Genomic DNA, 18850 nt, shown 5'->3' with positions numbered 1-18850 from the left:
GCGCTTTTTATCCCGGGCTTTGGCGCGGCTTGTTAGCTCGTATTTTTCGTACCCCTTGGCATCCGAAATCACACCCCAATTCACTTTCCCCATGAGACACCTGGAGCAGCATCGCACCCATCGGATTGGCTGGCTGCGGGCCGCCGTCCTCGGCGCCAATGATGGCATTATCTCGACGGCCAGCCTGGTCGTGGGAGTCGCCGCGGCCCATGCCTCGCGCGATAGTGTGCTGGTGGCCGGCGTGGCGGGGCTGGTGGCGGGGGCCATGTCGATGGCTACGGGCGAATACGTCTCCGTCAGCTCCCAGGCCGATACCGAAGCCGCGGACCTATCGCGCGAGCAGGAGGAGTTAAAAAACAATTCCGCCTTCGAGCACCAGGAGCTTGCCGCCATCTACGTGGAACGCGGAGTGGAGCCGGCCCTGGCGGAGAAGGTGGCCGCCCAGCTTATGGCCCGCGACGCGCTGGGCACCCATGCCCGGGAGGAGTTGGGCATTTCCGAAACCATGACGGCCAACCCGATTCAGGCCGCGCTGGCGTCGGCCGCCACTTTTACCGTGGGTGCGGCCCTGCCGCTGCTCGTTATCCTGGTGGCCCCAGCAGCCTACCTAAGCTGGACGGTTTCGGTTACCTCCCTGTTGTTTCTGGGCGCGTTGGGCGGGCTGGCAGGTTACGTAGGGGGCTCCAGCGTGCTTAAATCGGCGGTTCGGGTGACCTTCTGGGGCGTGCTGGCCATGGCCCTGACGGCATTGGTGGGTACTTTCTTCAACGTGACGCCCTAACGGGAATGAAAAATGGAGGGGCGGAGGGTCCGGATTACTCTGCCACTTGGTGCTCAACAAGCGGCTTTTTCGGGTAGGGGCTCCCCGCCGGGCGGCCTCTATTCCGTCAGCCTTTGTGCCTTTGGCTTGGTTGCATTTCAGCAATAGGGTGCACCTTTGCATCCAGTACCGCTGTCTATGTCCCGTTTCCTGTCCCATTTGCTGTTGCTGCTCTATGCGGGGTTTACCTGCATTGCCAGCCCCTGCCTGCCCGGGGCGCAGCAACGGAAACGGACTTCGTAGCCCCCAGGGACAGTCCCGCACCAGCTTCTGCCAAAAGAAGCTGCAAACCGAGCAGGTGGCCCCGCAGGCGGCTAAGCAGCAGGTGTCTCAGGAAAAGCTGCCGCCGCTGGATCTGGCCCTTGGCGCTGACTTCGGAGACCTGTATTTCGGCCTGCTGTTTCCGGCCGGGCAGCCCACCATCAACCCAGCCCGTGGCCCCGACTTGGCCCGCGCGCAGGCTTTCGCCAACCACCCCAACAAGGCTCCGCCCGTCCGCTTTTCTTAGGAAAGCGTGAAGTGGAGCCGGGTCTGTACCCGGTTAATTGCCCCAAGGTGTTGGGGTGATAACCGGTTTTTTACGCCCTGACCGGCCCGCCGCCTTGTGTGGCACCCCTTAGTTGTCGCGACTCCCGGCCCGCCGGGCAGCCCCGCCTTTTCCTGAGAGCCCCAGCAAATCTGCCTTTCAACTGGCCGGCTACCCCCTGCGTACCCGGCCCGGATTTCTGTCCTGACTTCTCGCAGCCATGCTTTCTTCTTATCACCTGACCCGCGGGCATATGCCACCTAGCCGCTGGCTGCTGGGCGCCACGCTATTGCCGGCGACGACGCCCCGGTGCCGCCTGCCCACTGCGGCCGTATTTGCCCGCCTCGACTAGGCCCCCAGAGCCAGGTTATCCGGGTGCACGACGGCCGCACTCAGAGTGTGCCACTGCGACGGGGCCAGCCTGCTGAGTCGCTACACAGTGTAAGTTCTCGGCCCGCTCAATCCGGGCGATGCACTGCTGCGCGAAGCCTCCGACCAGGTGGCTGACGGTCAGCCCGTCACCGTGGCCCCATCCAGGCCCGCAGGCCCTTTACAAATGAAACTTTGTTCATATTAACTTTGTCACCCTTTTAAAATCCCCTAACCATGAATCGCAAGACCCTCACCTCCTGGTTGCCGCTGGCATTGTTCGCCCTCGTCCTGCTTACGCCACTGCGCCCCATCGTGCTCGGCGGTGTGCAGCGAGCTCTGCTGGCCACCGGCCTCTGGAAAGCCGAAGTGCCCGCCACTACGCCCCCGCCGACATGCCGGTGATACTTACCGGCGGAGCCTACCCCCACAACCTGCCCCTGGTCACGCTCGACGGTAAGGCCGTGAACCTGAGCGACCTGAAAGGCAAGGTGGTATTCGTGAATCTGTGGGCCACTGGTGCCCGCCCTGCCGCGCCGAGATGCCCGGCATCGAAGCCTTATATAAGAAGGTTGATAAATCGAAGGTGGCCTTCTTAATGCTCTCGCTTGACGACGATGCAGCCAAGGCCCGGAAGTTCGTGCAGGCTCAGGGTTACACCTTCCCCGTGTATATGCGCACCGGCGACCTGCCCGCCCCCTTTGACTCCAACGCCATTCCCTCCACCGTCATCCTTGGCCCCGATGGGCAGGTGGCAGCGCGCCACGAGGGCATGGCGGAGTATGATACGCCCGAATTCAAGGCCTCGCTGGAGCAGCTGGCCAAGTCGGCCCGCTAGGCTCTTTTAAGCAGGAAACTTCCTCAACCGGGCGGGGTGGCAATGGCTGCTCCGTCCGGTTTGCGTTAGGTGGGTGCCCCCCTCTGAAACACGACCCAAACAGCCCGCTGGGCCATTTGCCTGCTCGGAGAGTTAGCGTGCAGGGGGATTGGTAATCCGCGGTTTTGTTGACCGTGGAAGTCCATTTGCCACGCGAAGCCGCTCATTAGTCATCTCCTCCGTATTTTCTGCAGAGTTTTACTTTTCGTCGAAGATGAGCCCAGGCTGGTTTCGTTGCGGGCCACCCGGACCTGCGCCGAGCACCGGGCCACCAAGGCGCCGATGCCGTGCTCCTTGTGCACTACGCCCGCCAGGCTGGCGGGCCAGCGTTAGCAGCCCTTCCTCATCCAGGCTTTGTACGTAGCCGGTGGCCCGGGCCGGAACCAGCTGGCTGCGTAGCACTTCGGCCGGCTCGGGTAGGCTCTGCGCCGGCTCCGGCTCGGCGGCCTGCGTCAACTGGTTGGGGAAAAGGCGGCTAATGGCCGCGGCCACCATGAGCGTCGGCACAAACCACAGGCTGGCGTTGAAATTCTGCCACAGGGTGCGGAGTTGGTTCATGTCTGCATAGGTACTGCCGGGCTCCGAGTAACGTTGTAGCACCCGGCCGCCGGTCGCGGTTTAGTGCCCGCTGTCGGCGGCGTCCTCGCCCGTGCTCAACCCCAGCTTTTTGACAAGCGGCCCGATGGTCAGGCCCTGCACGATGATGCTGAAGACAACCACTACGTAGGTGACACCCACAATCAGGTCGCGGGGCATGGAGTCGGGCAGCGATAGGGCCAGGGCCACGGAAATGCCGCCCCGCAGCCCACCCCAGGTCAGCACCCGCAGGGTTTGGCGGTCGAAGGGGTAGCGGCGGCGCAGCAGCGTCAGCGGCAAACCCACCGACGCCCACCGCGCCGCCAGCACCACCACGATGGTGACCACCCCCACCAGCAGCGTGGTGCGGCTGATGTCGAGCACCAGCATTTCCAGGCCGATGAGCACGAAGAGCACCGCGTTGAGTATCTCGTCGAGTAGCTCCCAGAACTTGTCGAGGTACTCGCGCGTCTCGTCCGACATGCCCAGCTCCCGGCCCTTGTCGCCCACAATCAGCCCCGCCACCACAATGGCCAGCGGGCCCGAGGTGTGTAGAGCCGCGGCCAGGGCTGTGCCGCCCATTACCAGGGCCAGGGTAATCATCACCTCCACCTGGTAGTTGTCGATGCTGCGCAAGGCCCAGAACGTGACGTAGCCCAGCACGGCCCCCAGCAAGATGCCGCCCACGGCTTCCTGCAAAAACAGCTGGCCGATGACGGCGGGGGTGGCGTGCTCCGCCCCGAATTGAGCAATCTGAAACAAGCTCACAAACACCACCACGGCAATGCCGTCGTTGAAGAGGGACTCGCCCACAATGCGCATTTCCAGGCGCTTGTCGATGCGGGCGGCCTTGAGAATGCCGAGCACGGCAATCGGGTCGGTGGGGGAGATGAGCGCCCCAAACAGCAGGCAATAGATGAAGTTGGTGGGCAGCCCGAACAGCGGCAGCAGGTAGTAAAATGCCGTGCCAACCAGGGCCGTGGAGAGCACCGTGCCGGCCGTGGCCATGGTCCCCACGGCCAGACCCTCGCGGCCCAGGGCGCGCACGTCGACGTGCAGCGAGCCGGCAAACAGCAGAAAGCTTAGCATCACCTGCATGAGCACGCTGTGAAAGTCAATGGCCCGCACCAGCCGGCTGGCGGTCAGCACCCAATCCACCCCGAGCTTGCCCAGCCCAATGGCCAGCAGCGACGACACCAGGGCCAGTACCATCAGCCCGATGGTGCCCGGCAGCTTCAGAAACCGGTGGTTGATATAGCCAAAGACGGCCGCTATCACCAGAAGCAGGGCCAGGGTATTGTATAATTCCATTCAAGAGTTACCGATGAGCTACCCGCTAAGACGCGGATAGTAGCAGGAGGGTTGGAAAGTCCCCGCGCGCAGTCCGGCCTCTCAGTCAAAGGCGTGCGCTGCAGCCGAATTTTTGTGCAGATACCGGAAGCGGCCAGAGCCGAAATAACCGGGGCCTGGCACGGAAGCCAAAGCTACCCTTCAGGCGGTCCCGTTAGCTCAATTTATTGCCCTACTCTGCCTGGGGTATCTCCACGGTGAACGTGCTGCCGCTGCCCTCGGCGCTCTGCACCGAAATCGTGCCGTGGTGTCAGTCGACGATGGTCTTGCACAAGGCCAAGCCCAGGCCCGTGGTGGGCTTCCCGCTCAGCCCTGGGCTGCGGGCCTTGCCGAAGCGCTCAAACAAGTGGGGCTGCAAGTGGGCCGGAATGCCTATCCCTGGTCGCGGACTTGGAAGCGCACGCAGCCCGGGCACTCTTCTACCTGCACGCCATCGGGCGTGAACTTGAAGGCATTGCTTACCAGATTGGTCAGCACCTGCACATCCTGGCGGGTTGGCTACCCGCGGGCACGGCAACTTCTTCTGCCAGGAACTGCGCAATCTGCTGCACTATTGCGAACGAGCCGCTCAGGTAGTAGGACAGGATTTCCAGCACCGCATTTTTCCGCGCGTTGAAGGCGTCCGCGGCGTGCTGATGGCGCTTTGCGGCGCTGATGTCGCGCAGGGACCCAATGACCATCGGGCGGCCGGAGCCGTTGCGGCGCTGCAGGCGGGTTTCCAGCGCGAACGACGTCAGGGAACGGTACCAGAGAGCTTCATGCAGCGCCGCCCAGTCGTCGCGGTGGGCGGGGTGGGCGGGGTGGGCAAGGTCCCGGATGGGGCGCCCCACCAGGTCCTCGGGCGCCTGCAGGCCGAGCATGGCGACCAAGGCGGCGTTGGCCTGTTGAATCAGTAGGTTGGCGTCGATGATATTATGGCCGAGCGGCTAGAATGGGTGTGCTCGCCTGGCCTGCTTTCGGAGCCCACCCGAAACACTATAAGGCAGCCTCTACTAATGTACCGGCTGGGCCGGCTTTGCGGGTACTCTGGTTCGGCCAGTAGCCTTGGTGCAGGGCCCTGATAAAAAACACGATGGGCTGCATGGGGGAGGCGTCGCCCAGGGCGTTGAGCAGGAACTCTCCCTCCTTGGCCGTCAGGGAAACCGAATCCACGCATCGTCCGGCCCGGAGGATGACGATGTCCCAGGGGTGAACCGACTGCACCAGCAGCGCGGTGTAGTCCCGGCTGAGGTAGGCTTCTAATTTTTGCAGGGTCCTGTGCATAACCGAGCGAAATATAATGGCCTAAAATTACAGTTCAGCTAGCATATATATAAATATTTCTCATTCTCCGGGCTTAAGGCTTCGTTTACTTGGAGACCATAACATATCACTCGAATAATACAAAAAATGCCCGCTCTTTTGAAGCGGGTATTGCCTTAGAAAATCAGTGTTACTGACTTAATTGAGTCGTACGGCGGCGTATTATATTGCTTGAGTACAGGAACCGATTCTCCCATTGTAGCTGGTTGTTTAGGGGGTTCATGACGCCAAATGCCAGAGTGGTGTATGCTCGCGCGCGGAAGATAAAACGAGCGCTGACCCGGGCCATGGATAGTCGCGAAACGCGCCGCTCGGATTTCGGTCTTTTCAAGCTGATGGGCTGACACCGGTCCATTCCTGAAGTGGGGCGGGAAAACCCGGCCTACCGCGCGCCGTTTCCGCGTGAAATCGGAAAGCCACGCGCGAAAACCGCACCTTACTGGCCCCGCTGCGAAAAAGAGGCCCGGCTGTGGGCTGCCGGTCCGGGCAGGGGCAGGCCCAGTCGGGCGCAGTGCGCGCACTCGAGCCAGCCCCAGGGGATGCCAGCGATGCGTTGGGGCTCGGGGATGGCGTGGGCCACCGGGCATTGGGCGTGAGAGTGATAGACCACTCCGGCGTTGCGGTTGCGCGAATAAAAAGGGTAGGAGCGAGCCATAGCGTCTACTACGGGCGGGGTACTCGTTTAGTTCGAGCAGGGTGGGGGCACCTCCTTGCTTTGTCATCTATCACCGAGTCGGGCTGGGGTCGTGCGGGAACGGTTACACGGCGGCGGGTACAGCCCCGGCTGGGCGCCCGGCAGACCCCTCAAATCAAAACGGCATCGTTTTCCAGCTACCTGCGTATTTCCCTTTCGTTACCTGAAAAAGAGGCGTGCCGATGGACCGCTCCTATTTTGCTCCTCCGGACGCCTCCCTGCCCGAAACTTAGCCAATGGCACGCGCCAGGCGGCAGCGCCATGCCGAGTGGGGCATCGCCATTGCGCGCCTGGGCGGCACCGAGCCTACCCCAAGCTTGCTGGCCGAATTCCAGGCCTACATCGACGGAACCGGGCGCCTGGACGAGTTGCAGCAGGAAAGCCTCAGGTGGGCCCCGCGCAGCGGGTGTACTCCGCCGTGTCCCATCGCGAACAGTTCGCCGGGTAGCACCAGGCTGGTCTATCCGGGAGTCCTGAGATTAAAAGCTGCCCCGGCTTCAGTGGGCCTCAGTGCCATGATAGTGGTGCGGTGCAGGCAATTCTTGGGCAGACGTTGCGGAGGGGTCTTCACTGCCAGGTGTGTGCATAGTCGTGTAAGTTGGTGGGGCATGAAGGGAAGTCAGGGTTTCTCACCAAAATGCCTGTTTTTTATTCAGCGCCTATGAGAGAGTAGCGCTACCTTTTCGTGCCTACGGATAGTCGAAAGCTCGGATGGGATAAAAAAACCCTCCGCTGGGCAAGTTCCGGTGTGAGCCCGGGGCACTTACCTGTTACTTAGCGTCCGCATACAAACTCCGCTAAACGACATGGCATTGCCGCAGTACCCCTATCTGCCCCCTACGCCTGCGGCTGGCAACCCGGCCGTGCTACCAGTCAGTAACAAAATGGCCGCTTCTCCCCTGGAGCCCGGCCAGAAGCGGGTGCAGGCCGTGGATGTGGTGCGGGGCGTGGTGATGGTCATCATGGCGCTCGACCACATCCGCGAGTTTTGGTCGCCCATGTTGATGCGGGCGGAGGATGTGGCCCATGCCTCCGCCGCGCTGTTTTTCACGCGCTGGGTCACGCACTTCTGCGCGCCCACCTTCGTATTTCTCTCGGGCGTGAGCATCTGGCTCTCGGCCCGAAAACACTTATCGAAAGCACGCACAAGCCGGTTTTTACTGTCGCGCGGGCTGTGGCTGGTGGCGGTGGAAGTGGTACTCATCAGCTTCGTGCTGCAGTGGCAGTACAGCCTGATAGTACTGGAAGTCATCTGGGCCATAGGCGAGAGCATGGTGCTGCTGGCGGCCTTGGTCTGGCTGCCGCGCGGGATACTTGCCGCACTGGCTCTGGTCATTATTGCCGGGCACGATGCCCTGCCGGTTATCCAGCCCGTGACGGCGGGCAATTCCATCTGGGCGCTGCTGCACAACCCGCCCTTTGTGCTGCCCATTGGTACGCTGCCTCCGCTGCTCGTGGCCTATTCCGTTGGGCCGTGGTTGGGCGTGATGCTGGCCGGCTACGTGCTGGGCCCCTGGTTTGCCCTGCCGCTACCGGAGCGCAACCGCCGCCTACGCCGGGCGGGCCTGCTGGCGCTGGGGCTGTTTGTGGCCTTGCGGGCCACCAACTGGTACGGCGACCCCACGCCCTGGAGCGCGCAGCCGCGGGGCCTGGGCTACACCGTGCTCTCCTTTCTGAACGTGACGAAATACCCGCCCTCCCTGCTCTTTCTGTGCCTCACGCTGGGCGGGGCACTGCTGTTGCTCAGTGCGACGGAGCAGACGACGAGCCGGGCTGCCCGGTGGGCGCGGACCTTCGGGCAGGTGCCCTTTTTCTACTTTGTTGCGCACCTGATGCTCGTCAGCGGCGCGGCCTGGGTCTGGACGCGGGTGGCCTTTGGCCAGGCGGTGAACTTCTCCTTTGCCTCGGTCAAGGAATGGCCTGTGGCCTACCAGCCAAGCCTGTTGCGGGCGTATGTGGTATGGGCCTGCGTGGTGCTGGCGCTATACTGGCCCTGCCGCTGGTACGGGGATTATAAGCGGCGCCATGCTCATTGGTGGCTGTCCTACCTGTAAGCGAAGGCGTACATTCAGCATCATGAACCTTTTGCAAACCGTGTTTCAGGCCGCTGGCATTCCCGTGCGCCGCGGGGTGTTCTGGGCAATGGCTGCTTTGTTCTGGAGCAGCTTTGCGTTGCTGGGCTACCTGCAAACCTCGGCCTACTGGTCGCTGCAGACCGGCCACGGCCTCACGCGCACCGAAACGCTGGACATGGTGCTGCGGAGCGGCCTCTGGTTGCTGAGCACGCCGCTCATCCTGTACCTGGCGCACCGTGCGCCCCTCACGTCGCCGAGGCAACCGGGCCGCCTGGCCCGCCACCTGGCGCTGCACTTGGGGGCGATGTTTCTGCTCAACCTGCTCATCGCGGGGCTGGTGTATGGCCTGCTGTATCAGGTATTGGGGCTACGCACCGGCCGCGCCTGGAGCCCCGATGGGGTGTGGGCCAGCATGCTGCTGCGGCTGAGCAATTCGCTGGCCATGTACCTGTTGCTCGTGTTCGTGTACAGCGTGGTGGCCTACGCCTACCGCAACCAGGCCCTGCACCACCAAAATGCCCGCTTCGAGCCTGGCCAACGAGCAGGCTCAAGGCCCAGGCTGGCGGGCGCGCAGCTGCAGGCCCTGAAGATGCAGCTCAACCCGCACTTTCTCTTCAACACCCACCACGCCATCGTGGGCCTGATTCTGGAGCAGGAAAACGAGCGCGCCATGGCCATGGTCACTTCGCTCAGCGACCTGCTCCGGGCCGTGCTGGCCAACGGCGACGCGCAGCTGATTCCGCTGCGGGAAGAGCTGCAGTTTGTGAGCAAATACCTGCACATCCAGCAGATTCGCTTCCAGGACCGTCTGCGCGTTGAGCTGGCCATCGACGCCGACGTGCGCGGGTGCCTGTTTCCGCAGTTTCTGCTGCAGCCGCTGGTAGAAAATGCCATGGTGCACGGCATTGAGCAGCTGGCGGGCGACGCCCTGGTGCGCATCGAGGCCCGCCGCGAAGGGCAAGAGCTGCTGGTGGAAGTGCGCGACAACGGCCCTGGCGCCATCATGCCCACCCGCCCCCTCCGCGATGGCTCAACCGAAGGCATTGGGCTGAGCAACACCCGGGCCCGGCTGGAAAAGCTGTACCACGGCGCCGCGCACCTCGAGTTCCGCCAGCCAACCACGGGCGGCACCGTGGTGCGGCTGCGCGTACCTTTCGCCGAGGCCCCCACGCCGGTCCAAGACCTTACTTACGCTGCCCCTGCCTCCGTATGAGATTCCGCGCCCTGATTGTGGACGACGAACAGATTTCCCGTCGCATCATCCACGCTTTTCTCCGCGACGAACCGGCCATTGAAGTAGTGGGTGAGGCCGCGAACGGGACCGAAGCGGTGCTGCAGATTCTGCAGCTGCGGCCCGACCTGGTGTTTCTCGACGTGCAGATGCCGGAACTCGACGGCTTCGAGGTGCTGCGCGAAGTGTGGCCCCACCATCAGCCGTTTGTGGTGTTCACCACTGCCTACGACGCCTACGCCCTGCGCGCCTTCGAAGTCAGCGCGACAGATTACCTGCTCAAGCCCTTCGACCGGCTGCGCTTTCAACAGGCCGTGGAACGCGTGAAGCAGCCCCTGGCCCAACGCCGCGACGCCGTGGCCAGCCCTGCGCTGCCGCCCCTGCTGGCGGCCGTGGGCCCGCCCGCGCCCGCCTTCCTTCAGCGCCTGCTGGTGAAAGAGCAGCGCCGGCTGTTCTTCGTGAAAACGGCCGACATCCTGTATTTCGAGGCCGACCGCAACTACATCAGCGTGCACACTGCCACCCACACCCACCTCATTTACCAGAGCCTCACGCAGCTTGAGCTGCAGCTGGCACCCCTGGATTTTACGCGCATCAACCGCTCCTGCATCGTGGGCCTCAACCACATCGCCGAGCTCGAAACCTACTTCAACGGCGAGTATCTGGTGAAAATGCACAACGGCGAAACGCTCAAGTGGACCCGCAACTACCGCGACAACCTGGCCGCCTTTAACGGCGCGCAGGGCTAGCCGCACTTACCCCTTTCCCTCTTATTTTGAAAGCTACTTACCTGCCTTTGCTCTTCCTGTTCGCGCTCTGCCTGGCTGCCGGCCCGTCGGCACAGGCCCAGGAAGCCCCTGCCCCGCTGACCATCGGCCAAACCTTTACGCTCGCCTCGGCGGCGCTCGGCGAAACCCGCCGCATCAACGTGTACCTGCCGCCGGCCTACGCCGACTCGGACGGCACGGCCCGCCTGCCGGTGCTGTACATGCCCGATGGCGGCATGGCCGAGGACTTTTTGCACGTGGCCGGGCTGGTGCAGGTGCTCACCGGCAACGGCACCATGCGCCCCTTTATCCTGGTTGGCATCGAAAACACCCAGCGCCGGCGCGACCTCACCGGCCCAACCACCGACCCGGAAGACCGGAAAATCGCCCCAAAAGTGGGCGGGTCGGCCGCCTACCGCACCTTTCTCCGCACCGAGTGATGCCCCTCATCCGGCAGCGCTACCGCACGACTGCCGAAACGGCCATTGTGGGCGAGTCGCTGGCCGGCTTGTTTGTGGTAGAAACGCTGCTGCTCGAACCGGCCCTGTTCGATACCTACGTGGCCTTCGACCCCAGCCTGTGGTGGAACAAGGGCCAGCTGGTAGGCCAGGCCGAAAACGTGCTGCGCACCTATGCCGGCCCGGCCAAAACGCTGTACGTGGGCTCGAGCAGCGACGATAAAAAAATAACCGAGTCAAGCCGCCTGGCGGCCCTGCTGCGCGGCGCTCCGAAGCGCAGCCTCACCTGGTATTATCAGCCAATGCCGGAGGAGACACATGCTACCATCTATCATCCGGCGGCGCTCCGGGCTTTTCGCGTGGTCTTCAAGCCCAAGCCACGGCCCACCGGCAAATGATGAGGCCCGGCCGGCATCGCTACCCGTTCAGGACTTCCGCGCCCTGCCTACCCAACGTGTCACTCCTTACTTCTCCCGCTTTATGGATATGAAATTTGAACTGGTGCCGGTGCCGGTCACCGACATCGACCGCGCCAAAACGTTTTATGCCGAACAAGTTGGCTTTGTGCTCGACCACGACGTGCGGCCCAGTCCCACGGTGCGGGTGGTACAGCTCACCCCGCCGGGCTCGGCGTGTTCCATTGTGTTGAGCCAGGGGTTGAGCGGGCTGGCCATGGCCGCTGGCTCGCTGCGGGGCCTGCACCTGGTGGTCGCCGATATCAGCCAGGCCCGCACAGAGCTGGCCGGCCGCGGCGTGCCGATGGGCCCTATCCAGGACCTGGGCGGGGGTATGCTGTACGCTGGCTTTCAGGACCCCGACGGCAACACGTGGACGCTGCAGCAAATGCCCGGCCGGTAATATCCCTTCCGAACAGGAACAGCACCTTGCATTTCGATTCAATAAGCCAACCGTAATATGAAGTCGCTGTTTGATAGCTCTACCCGGGAAGAATTAATAAGCCGGATGCAGGGCCTGCACGAAGGCAGTGCCGCGAAGTGGGGCCGAATGAATGCCTACCAAATGCTAAAGCATTGTGCGTTAGCGCACGAAATGATTTTGCACAACCAAATCCACCCGCGCGCCTTCATGGGGCGTTTGCTTGGGCGAGTGCTGTTAAAAAACGAGGTAAAAGACGACCGGCCCATGCGGCAGGGCAATCCGACAATTCCCGCCCTCAAGGTAAACGAAACGACAGGTGACTTCGGCACGGAAAAAAGCAGGTGCATAGGCTTGCTGCATGACTACGCCCGGTATGCCTTGCCCGATAACAGCTTTGTGCATCCTTTCTTTGGAAAAATGACCCGGGAAGAGATTGGGCGCCATGCCTATAAGCACACAGACCACCACCTGCGGCAGTTTGGCTGTTAAGGAACGTCAGTCTTAAAATTCGCAGCAAGAACTAAACACGTTTTCCCACCGTCCTTACTCATATATAATACGAGTGCCCGGCCGCCGATGTGGGGCGGCCGGGCACCGGCATCTTTTCCTGGTTAGCGGGCGATGAGCACCCGATAATGAATCAGCTTGCTGGCGGTCTGCAACCGGATGCTGTAAACCCCGCTGGGCAGCTCCGCGGCCTGGAGTACAGCTTGCTGGTCTACGCCTGCAGCCGCCGGACCGGAGAACAACTGACGCACCATGCGGCCTTGCATGTCGTGAAGGGTCAAGACGGCCGGACCAGCGACGTCTACTTTGAAACGGACAGTGGTCTGGGTGGTGAGCGGGTTGGGAGCCGCGCTCAGCGTCACTGTTTCTGTAGGAGCGGCGCTGGCCACCAAATCCTGGGCCGTTACAGCTGCGGCCGTGCTGGCCGTACCAGTGGTGGTGGGAACGTACGGGGACAGGCGACTGCCGGGGATGGGGCCTTCCATAGTACCGTTGGGCAGCTGCCAGGCCACGGCCAGGTGGTCTGCGCCCGTGGCTTCTTTATGCAGGGCCTCTATATAATAGCGGCGACCCTGCACCAGATTAATTGGGGCAGACTGCTGCGCCGCATATTTGGTCCATTCCCGCACTCCTGTGCGGCCGGGCAGCAAAGAAATGCGCACTTTGGTGGCCGGCGCATCGTCCGGGCTGAGCCAGAGCTCGCCGGCTTCGTCGCCCGCAATCCAGAAGGTATACGCCCCGGTTAGGGGCGGGCAGAGGTAGCCGCGCACGCGGGCACCGTAGTTGTCGCCTTTGTTCGAGGGCGTTTCAAACAGGGTTAGCTGGCTGGTGCTGGTGGGCGCTTTTAGCGTGGGAATATCGGCCACGGTGCGGCCTTTGGCATTGGCCCATTCTTCCCGCAGTATCGTTCCGGTGGCTGAGCAGGCGACCGGAACCGGGGCCGGCGTGGGTGTAGGGGCTGGCGGGGGAGCCGTTGTTCCAGTCAGCACGAACACGGGGGTTTCGCTAACCTGCAAAGCCAGCTGGCCGCCCTGCAGCGCCACGCGCTGCACCTGCATGGTGCGGCTCCCCACGGTGGGGCGGTACACGTCGGCGTAGGCGGCGCTGCCCAAGTTCAGGGTGTATGAGGCGGTTCGGCCGCGCTCATCGGGCACCACCAGCACGTAGGCCGATTGGCCATTCAGCTCGTAGCGGTCCACCACGGGGTCCGCGTTGAGCGTTTCCCGGTAGATGTAGGCGCCCAGCAGGCTGGTTGGCCTGGCTCAGGTACTGCGCGGCCGGGCGGGGCGTTTTATCAGCATTGATCAGGCCCATGGAGGCAAACTGCGTGGTACTGGTGGGGTTGTCGTCGTAGAGCTGGTAGTGGAACACGCGCTCCACACCCCAGCGGGCGTAGGCCAGGGAGGAGCGCAGGGTCCAGTCGGCCTGCGTTTCGAGCACCGTGCGCGTACCCACGGCCACGGCTTTCAGCGGGCTGCCCTGGTTGAGGTCGTACCCGGCTTCGGTAATCCAGACGGGCATGCCGCCGGCGTACTCGTGGGCCATCTGCACAAAGGCCTGGGCCACGCGGCCGGCCTCAGATACTTCCGGGGCCGCGCCCCGCGTGGAGGTGCCGGCCTGCGAGGTGCCGGCATCGTTGGAGTACAGGTGGTAGTTGATGACGTCCCAGCACAGGTTCACGCTGCCATCGGCCTTGTAGCCGCGGAACTCGCGGCACCAGTCTATCATGCCCTTCACATAGTCCGGGGTGGGATTCGACAGGCCGGCCATCACCACTTGGATACTGGGGTCAGCATTTTTCACGCCCACGCCGGGGCCTAGGGTGTTTTTGTGGCCATCGTAGAATGCCGACAGATGGGCGGCGTGCTCGCGGGCGGTCTGGTAGGCTTTGCGGCCGGCCCACCACTTGTCGCGCTCGTTGTCGCACTCGATGTACTTAATCAGGCCCAAGCCTACTTTAACCTGATTGATGGCATCGCCCGCCCAGATGCTGGTGGTGTTCACGCTGAGCAGTGCGCGGTCCACGTTGGGGTTGGCGCCGTAGCGGGCGGCTAGCTGAAAGGCAGCTTTGGCGTGCTGCACGTAGGAGGCCGGGCTCAGGAAGCTCTGGCCGTAGCGCACGGGTACGTTGTCGCCGGCGCGCTGGTCGAGCGGGTAGGTGGCCTGCAGCCACGGCGGCATGTCTTTCAGGCACACAAGCACTTCCACGCCTTCCTGCTTGAGGCGCTCGTACATGGCGTCGTAGTTCCAGCCGCCCCGGTGCGAGGGGTTGAAGGTGTAACCGCCCTCGGTCCACTCAATCTTTTCCCAGTCGAGGTAGTGGCGAATGCCGGCAAAGTGCTTCATGGCCCGCAGGCGGACAGTATCGACCAATGAGGGCCGGGCCGGGTCTTCCAGGTCCCACTCAAAGGCGTTGACGCCCAGAGACTGCCGCAGCCTGGTTTGCTTCTGCGCGGCCAGGGTGGCGGCGCTGGGCAGTGGGGCCAGGGTGGGGGCCGTAAACGTACCGTACAGCTCCATTTCGGTGGGGAAGCCGCCCGAGGAGGTGATGACCAGGTAACGGGCGTTGCTTACCGCGTTGTCGAGCTGAAACGTGGCGGGCCGGCCCGGGTAGGGCCCTACCCACTGCTGGTACTGCTCGCCCGTGAACGTGGCCACGGGAATGCGCTGCCAGGTGTCGGTGATGACCGACAAAGTTAGGGGCGTGCCGGTGTAGCTGCCGCTGCCGTCGTAGAACTTCACGTTTTGAATAACGAAGGATTCGCCCGCCTTCAGAGCGTAGTAGGAATCCGACGTGGGAATAATTTTACCCCAGCCCGTGGTCACGGCCACGCTGGTGATGCCGTCGAAGAGCTGAGCAATGCCGTCCGGGGCGTTGGTAAGCTGGTACCAGCGCTGGGGGTCCAGGGGTATTTTGCCGGGTGCCGACGGGGCCGGCGCTGGGGCCGGCACTGGAGCGGGGCCGCCGCGGCTGCGAGCACGGTCAGAGGCTGCGTTACGTCGGCGGCGGGCAGGAAGGTGGCGCTGCCAGCCTGCGAAGCCGTGATGGTAACGGTGCCCGCAGCGAACGCCGTGGCCTGCCAGCGGCCGCTGGCGTTCGATACAGTTACCAGAGCCGGGTTGGAAGACGTAAAGCTTATCGGCGTCGTCACGTTGGTGCTGGTAGCCAACAGGTCCGCCGGCGCGTTGCCCACTGTCTGGGTAGCCAGCGCCCGAAAGGTGATAACCGATTGGGCCAGCGTGCCGCCGGCGAGTACAGTGCCGAATATCTGCACTTTTTGCGGCAGGTTGTTGCCATACTTACGCACGATAATGGCATCAGCCGTGATGGCCGGGCTCACGGGGATGTTTACCCATTGCAGGTAGGACTCGCCCGTGAACGTGCCGAGCAGCGTGCGTTGGGTGCCGTTCAGGGCGTAGACGTAGGCCGGGCTGCTGGCGAAAGTGCCCTCGTGGTCGTAGAGTGAGATGCGGCTGATGCTGGTTTGCCTGGTGAGGGCCAGCGTGACGTCCACATACTGCTGGTTAACAGCTGCCCATTGGCTCAACACCAGGTTGTTTAAATCATCGCTCAACCAAGGGGAGTAGTCCTGGTCCGTGTTGAGGCTGGGCACAATGGATGCGATGCTGGCCCGGCTTTCGGTCTGCGCTAAGGCAGGCTGCGCAGTGGCCGCGAAAACGAGGCAACAGCCGATTAAATAAGTTAACCAGGTAAACGAGTGGTAGAGTTTAGTCATAGTCAGCGGCGGGTATAATGAATGATTTCAGTAGGAAATTTTAGGAAGGGCCTCAGCTCAATTAGTAAGGAAGGGCCGGGTAGAACAGCCGGGCTTTGGATAAGCAGAAAATTATCTGAATTAAAGAAGAAAGAACTTGTTAAATTGTCTTTTCAGCTTAAGCACACAGCCCAATCTAGGGCTTCGAGCGTAAACCGCCTGTATGGCATAACGCAATAAAGGACAAACTAACAGCTGCCGACCAGCAAGCTTAGAAGCCGTTAAATCGGCCCGAATAAAAATTAGATATCTAGAATTTGGAATCTAAATTACGGCCAATTAATCAATTACAAAGCTTTTTTCAAAAAAATAAAATTAATTCTCTTGGTTGAGCTGGAATAAACAATTTTAAATTCGCTTAGTGCCATCATGCAGGCACACCCGATTAGTGCAAATAATCCAACTAGTATATAGCCAGCTTCGAACAATAGGCGACTATCCAATCAATTGCACTATGCCATTTTTTATAATACCTCATAATAGAACTTTCAGGCAATAGGCCTTGGGCTGGTTTTGCTACCCCATGAATTGGCCGTCGGCTAGCTGCCGCAACGGTGGAGGAACTGCAGGCGCGGGAACTTTGCCCTAGTGATGCAAATTGTGCCAGGCCTGAAAGGGGACGTTGCCCGGCGGACTAAGCTGTGGGCCGGCGCGCTTGATTGCCCCGGCTGCCTGACTAACTTGGTGCCCATGGGCCTCATGGGCATGGCCTCGGTTGCTTTCAAAAGCAGCCTTTGAGCCATTTTTTATTAAGTGTTACGCCAATGCGTGACCTTGCTCACGCCAACTCCCCGGCCGAATAACAATGACCATGCAGTTGGCTCAGTTTTACAATTAGAAACGCTTTGAGGCGCTGTCTAGCGATGTATTGCCTCACTCTTCACTTCATGGGACGAGGCTGGTTAATCTTACCGCGCTCCGGGCGCCGCCGGGAAAAGGCGCCACTGTTTGCCCCATCCAGAAGTAGGTCAGAAGGGCTCCCATCAGCAACAGATACATGCCTACCAGAGCGCGGCGGGGTACGGCTACCAGCAGAACCACCGAAAAGCCCGGCACCAGAACTCCCATCAGCAGCGACACGCCCACGTAGCCCAGCCCCGTCGCCTGGCCCAGCTTTTCGAGCACGGCAATGTTGTAGTCATAAAAGCGCTGGCTTAGAGGGCCCAGGTGGAAATGCCGCAGCAGCAGCCCCAGGAGCACCAGCAGTTGAGCCATCAGCAGCGGCCAATAGCCAGGCCTTCGCCAGACGACGACCAGCAGCCAGCTCAACGGGACCAGCGCGCAATACACCAGGATGTTGAGCTCGGCATAGGAGAGCCCCGTGACGCGGCACAGCAGCTGAAACAGGGCAACAATAGCAAAGAACAGCTTGCTCACGCGGGGAGAGGGACGTAGGCTCCGGGTAAAGGCCTTGGGGTTAGCAGCGAGCAGCTACCGGTGTTTGATGATAAAAGGAAGCAGCGGGAAGGCAGCCCAACCCGCAATAAATGAAATATTTCTTGATTCTTATGCAAAGCAAGAAGCATTCGGCGGGAAAATCGGTGAGAATGCCCGCAGTCAGCTGTTATTCGGTTGCTCCGATAATGATTGGTTTTTTCGTAATCCTGAGCCGCTGCGCTTCGCGCGATTTCGTAACGATTCACCATGCGCCCTGCCGACACCCGCCACCGCGGCCCGCACCCGGCCGATAACGACTTGTTTGCGCCCCGCTGGGTACCGTTGCTGCGGCGCGCGGTGGCGGAGCTCTCCTGGCTGCTCACGCGCGGGTACCCGCCGGCCAGCACCCTGAAGCTGGTGGGTGACCGGTACGCGCTGACCGAACGCCAGCGCTGGGCCGTGGGGCGTGCTGCCTGTACCGACGAGCAGTACCAACGGCGCAGGGCCACGCAGCTGCCGGCCTTGGCCCTGCAGGGGCGGCCCGTGGCCATCGATGGCTTTAACTTGCTCATCACGCTCGAAACAGCCCTGAGCGGGGCGTGGTGCTGCGGGGCCGCGACGGAGCCCTGCGCGACTTGTCGAGCATTCACGGCACCTACCGGGCGGTGCAGGAAACCGACCGAGCCATTCGGCTCGCTGCCGCGGCGCTGCAACCGCTCTCCCCTGGCTCCGTGCGGTGGCTGCTCGACCGGCCCGTATCCAACAGCGGCCGGCTGGCCGCGCGGCTGCGGGAGCTGGGCCCCGCGCTCGGGCTGCCCTGGACGGTGGAGGTCGTCAGGAACCCCGACCATGAGCTGAGCGAAACCCTGGAGGTCGTGGTGAGTGCCGACTCGGCCATCCTCGACCGCACCAGGGCCTGGCTGAACCTGGCGGCGCTGGCACTGCTGGGCGAGCCGCCGCCCTGGCTGCTCGAATTGGGCGGGAGCGGTCTGGATGTAGAAGGTGGATAGCCAGGCAGGATGGCTACCGGCATATAAACGCATAACCTCCCTTCTGCTAAGCCAAGAGCGCCGGCCCTCCAGCCCTTATTCCCCGGCTGCCCGCCAGGTGGCCGAAACAACTTTAGAAAGAGGTGAGCGAAGTGTTGGGCAAGGTGAGCATCGTGCCCGTTTACAGATAAATGGGTTTATCAAAGCCAATTTGAGCAATAGTGGCCCCTTCATCAGCTCAACCTCATCGAATGCGGCCATATCCTGCAGCGTCAAC

General features: G+C 62.1%; 20 protein-coding genes and 2 pseudogenes. 14 read left to right on the top strand and 8 right to left on the bottom strand.

Annotated features, from left to right (window positions below):
* The first annotated feature begins 91 nt into the window (after positions 1–91).
* The 6 genes from ACFQT0_RS30480 (at position 92) to ACFQT0_RS30455 (ending at position 2553) form a co-directional block, all read left to right on the top strand.
* Positions 92–781 carry a VIT1/CCC1 transporter family protein gene (locus ACFQT0_RS30480; protein WP_380207254.1) on the top strand — a complete coding sequence of 230 codons (690 nt, stop codon included), beginning with the start codon at positions 92–94 and terminating at the stop codon, positions 779–781.
* Between the two features lie 232 nt (positions 782–1013).
* Positions 1014–1328, top strand: a complete 315-nt coding sequence (locus ACFQT0_RS30475) for a hypothetical protein (RefSeq protein ID WP_380206993.1) — start codon at positions 1014–1016, stop codon at positions 1326–1328.
* Positions 1329–1566: 238 nt separating this feature from the next.
* Positions 1567–1698, top strand: a complete 132-nt coding sequence (locus tag ACFQT0_RS30470; protein WP_380206992.1) for a hypothetical protein — start codon at positions 1567–1569, stop codon at positions 1696–1698.
* A gap of 254 nt (positions 1699–1952) precedes the next feature.
* Positions 1953–2120 (top strand): hypothetical protein, encoded by a 168-nt coding sequence (locus ACFQT0_RS30465; RefSeq protein WP_380206990.1) that lies wholly within the window; start codon positions 1953–1955, stop codon positions 2118–2120.
* A complete protein-coding gene (locus ACFQT0_RS30460; protein ID WP_380207252.1) occupies positions 2111–2314 on the top strand; it encodes a TlpA family protein disulfide reductase in 204 nt (67 codons plus the stop codon). The genes ACFQT0_RS30465 and ACFQT0_RS30460 overlap by 10 nt, the downstream gene beginning before the upstream one ends.
* Positions 2257–2553, top strand: a complete 297-nt coding sequence (locus ACFQT0_RS30455; protein ID WP_380207250.1) for a TlpA family protein disulfide reductase — start codon at positions 2257–2259, stop codon at positions 2551–2553. The genes ACFQT0_RS30460 and ACFQT0_RS30455 overlap by 58 nt, the downstream gene beginning before the upstream one ends.
* 237 nt (positions 2554–2790) lie before the next feature.
* Here ACFQT0_RS30455 and ACFQT0_RS30450 read toward each other — a convergent pair whose 3' ends face one another.
* From ACFQT0_RS30450 to ACFQT0_RS30430, 5 genes are all read right to left on the bottom strand, one after another.
* Positions 2791–3150: a hypothetical protein gene (locus ACFQT0_RS30450; protein WP_380207248.1), complete on the bottom strand. Its 360-nt coding sequence runs from the start codon at positions 3148–3150 to the stop codon at positions 2791–2793.
* A 60-nt stretch (positions 3151–3210) separates the two neighbouring features.
* A complete protein-coding gene (locus tag ACFQT0_RS30445; protein WP_380207246.1) occupies positions 3211–4479 on the bottom strand; it encodes a cation:proton antiporter in 1269 nt (422 codons plus the stop codon).
* Positions 4480–4988: 509 nt separating this feature from the next.
* Positions 4989–5426 carry a PAS domain-containing protein gene (locus ACFQT0_RS30440; protein WP_380207322.1) on the bottom strand — a complete coding sequence of 146 codons (438 nt, stop codon included), beginning with the start codon at positions 5424–5426 and terminating at the stop codon, positions 4989–4991.
* Positions 5427–5493: 67 nt separating this feature from the next.
* Entirely contained in the window at positions 5494–5781 is a 288-nt protein-coding gene (locus ACFQT0_RS30435; RefSeq protein WP_380206987.1) for a hypothetical protein, read from the bottom strand.
* Positions 5782–6256: 475 nt separating this feature from the next.
* On the bottom strand, positions 6257–6475 hold the full coding sequence (locus tag ACFQT0_RS30430; RefSeq protein WP_380207244.1) for a hypothetical protein: 219 nt from the start codon (positions 6473–6475) through the stop codon (positions 6257–6259).
* Between the two features lie 923 nt (positions 6476–7398).
* Between ACFQT0_RS30430 and ACFQT0_RS30425 the strand changes: the two genes are divergently transcribed.
* The 6 genes and pseudogenes from ACFQT0_RS30425 to ACFQT0_RS30400 all read left to right on the top strand — a co-directional run bounded on the left by ACFQT0_RS30425 (position 7399) and on the right by ACFQT0_RS30400 (position 12413).
* The gene (locus ACFQT0_RS30425; RefSeq protein ID WP_380207242.1) at positions 7399–8568 is read left to right on the top strand and encodes a DUF1624 domain-containing protein; all 1170 of its coding nucleotides are present in this window, start codon (positions 7399–7401) and stop codon (positions 8566–8568) included.
* Between the two features lie 22 nt (positions 8569–8590).
* Positions 8591–9802: a sensor histidine kinase gene (locus ACFQT0_RS30420; protein ID WP_380207240.1), complete on the top strand. Its 1212-nt coding sequence runs from the start codon at positions 8591–8593 to the stop codon at positions 9800–9802.
* Complete coding sequence (locus ACFQT0_RS30415; RefSeq protein ID WP_380207238.1) at positions 9799–10569, top strand: LytR/AlgR family response regulator transcription factor; 771 nt, start codon at positions 9799–9801, stop codon at positions 10567–10569. Before ACFQT0_RS30420 ends, ACFQT0_RS30415 begins: the two co-directional genes overlap by 4 nt.
* A 179-nt stretch (positions 10570–10748) precedes the next feature.
* Positions 10749–11443: pseudogene (locus tag ACFQT0_RS30410) on the top strand (alpha/beta hydrolase).
* Between the two features lie 82 nt (positions 11444–11525).
* A complete protein-coding gene (locus ACFQT0_RS30405; protein ID WP_380207236.1) occupies positions 11526–11903 on the top strand; it encodes a VOC family protein in 378 nt (125 codons plus the stop codon).
* 57 nt (positions 11904–11960) lie between these two features.
* Positions 11961–12413, top strand: coding sequence for a DUF1569 domain-containing protein (locus ACFQT0_RS30400; RefSeq protein WP_380207235.1), 453 nt, complete (start codon positions 11961–11963; stop codon positions 12411–12413).
* A gap of 122 nt (positions 12414–12535) precedes the next feature.
* On the opposite strand, the gene ACFQT0_RS30395 is transcribed toward ACFQT0_RS30400, so the two are convergent.
* The 3 genes from ACFQT0_RS30395 to ACFQT0_RS30385 form a co-directional block, all read right to left on the bottom strand.
* Positions 12536–13630: a PA14 domain-containing protein gene (locus ACFQT0_RS30395; RefSeq protein WP_380207233.1), complete on the bottom strand. Its 1095-nt coding sequence runs from the start codon at positions 13628–13630 to the stop codon at positions 12536–12538.
* Complete coding sequence (locus ACFQT0_RS30390) at positions 13575–15383, bottom strand: hypothetical protein (protein ID WP_380207231.1); 1809 nt, start codon at positions 15381–15383, stop codon at positions 13575–13577. The genes ACFQT0_RS30395 and ACFQT0_RS30390 overlap by 56 nt, the downstream gene beginning before the upstream one ends.
* Positions 15384–17092: 1709 nt before the next feature.
* On the bottom strand, positions 17093–17584 hold the full coding sequence (locus ACFQT0_RS30385) for a hypothetical protein (RefSeq protein WP_380207229.1): 492 nt from the start codon (positions 17582–17584) through the stop codon (positions 17093–17095).
* 267 nt (positions 17585–17851) lie between these two features.
* Between ACFQT0_RS30385 and ACFQT0_RS30380 the strand changes: the two are divergent.
* Together ACFQT0_RS30380 and ACFQT0_RS30375 are read left to right on the top strand one after the other, a co-directional pair.
* Positions 17852–18076 (top strand): annotated as a pseudogene (locus ACFQT0_RS30380) (DUF434 domain-containing protein); the annotation flags it as partial.
* Between the two features lie 107 nt (positions 18077–18183).
* Positions 18184–18594 carry a DUF5616 domain-containing protein gene (locus ACFQT0_RS30375; RefSeq protein ID WP_380207228.1) on the top strand — a complete coding sequence of 137 codons (411 nt, stop codon included), beginning with the start codon at positions 18184–18186 and terminating at the stop codon, positions 18592–18594.
* Positions 18595–18850 lie beyond the last annotated feature (256 nt).

Source organism: Hymenobacter humi (assembly GCF_042665855.1).
GTDB classification, from domain to species: Bacteria; Bacteroidota; Bacteroidia; order Cytophagales; family Hymenobacteraceae; genus Hymenobacter; species Hymenobacter humi.
The sequence above is the reverse complement of the archived record's forward strand: the minus strand, read 5'-3'. Positions and strand labels throughout refer to the sequence as shown.

Coding starts and splice junctions, on each gene's coding strand:
- ACFQT0_RS30480 (WP_380207254.1), top strand. CDS start 92: ATGAGACACCTGGAGCAGCATCGCACCCATCGGATTGGCTGGCTGCGG.
- ACFQT0_RS30470 (WP_380206992.1), top strand. CDS start 1,567: ATGCTTTCTTCTTATCACCTGACCCGCGGGCATATGCCACCTAGCCGC.
- ACFQT0_RS30465 (WP_380206990.1), top strand. CDS start 1,953: ATGAATCGCAAGACCCTCACCTCCTGGTTGCCGCTGGCATTGTTCGCC.
- ACFQT0_RS30460 (WP_380207252.1), top strand. CDS start 2,111: ATGCCGGTGATACTTACCGGCGGAGCCTACCCCCACAACCTGCCCCTG.
- ACFQT0_RS30455 (WP_380207250.1), top strand. CDS start 2,257: ATGCCCGGCATCGAAGCCTTATATAAGAAGGTTGATAAATCGAAGGTG.
- ACFQT0_RS30450 (WP_380207248.1), bottom strand. CDS start 3,150: ATGAACCAACTCCGCACCCTGTGGCAGAATTTCAACGCCAGCCTGTGG.
- ACFQT0_RS30445 (WP_380207246.1), bottom strand. CDS start 4,479: ATGGAATTATACAATACCCTGGCCCTGCTTCTGGTGATAGCGGCCGTC.
- ACFQT0_RS30435 (WP_380206987.1), bottom strand. CDS start 5,781: ATGCACAGGACCCTGCAAAAATTAGAAGCCTACCTCAGCCGGGACTAC.
- ACFQT0_RS30430 (WP_380207244.1), bottom strand. CDS start 6,475: ATGGCTCGCTCCTACCCTTTTTATTCGCGCAACCGCAACGCCGGAGTG.
- ACFQT0_RS30425 (WP_380207242.1), top strand. CDS start 7,399: ATGGCCGCTTCTCCCCTGGAGCCCGGCCAGAAGCGGGTGCAGGCCGTG.
- ACFQT0_RS30420 (WP_380207240.1), top strand. CDS start 8,591: ATGAACCTTTTGCAAACCGTGTTTCAGGCCGCTGGCATTCCCGTGCGC.
- ACFQT0_RS30415 (WP_380207238.1), top strand. CDS start 9,799: ATGAGATTCCGCGCCCTGATTGTGGACGACGAACAGATTTCCCGTCGC.
- ACFQT0_RS30405 (WP_380207236.1), top strand. CDS start 11,526: ATGGATATGAAATTTGAACTGGTGCCGGTGCCGGTCACCGACATCGAC.
- ACFQT0_RS30400 (WP_380207235.1), top strand. CDS start 11,961: ATGAAGTCGCTGTTTGATAGCTCTACCCGGGAAGAATTAATAAGCCGG.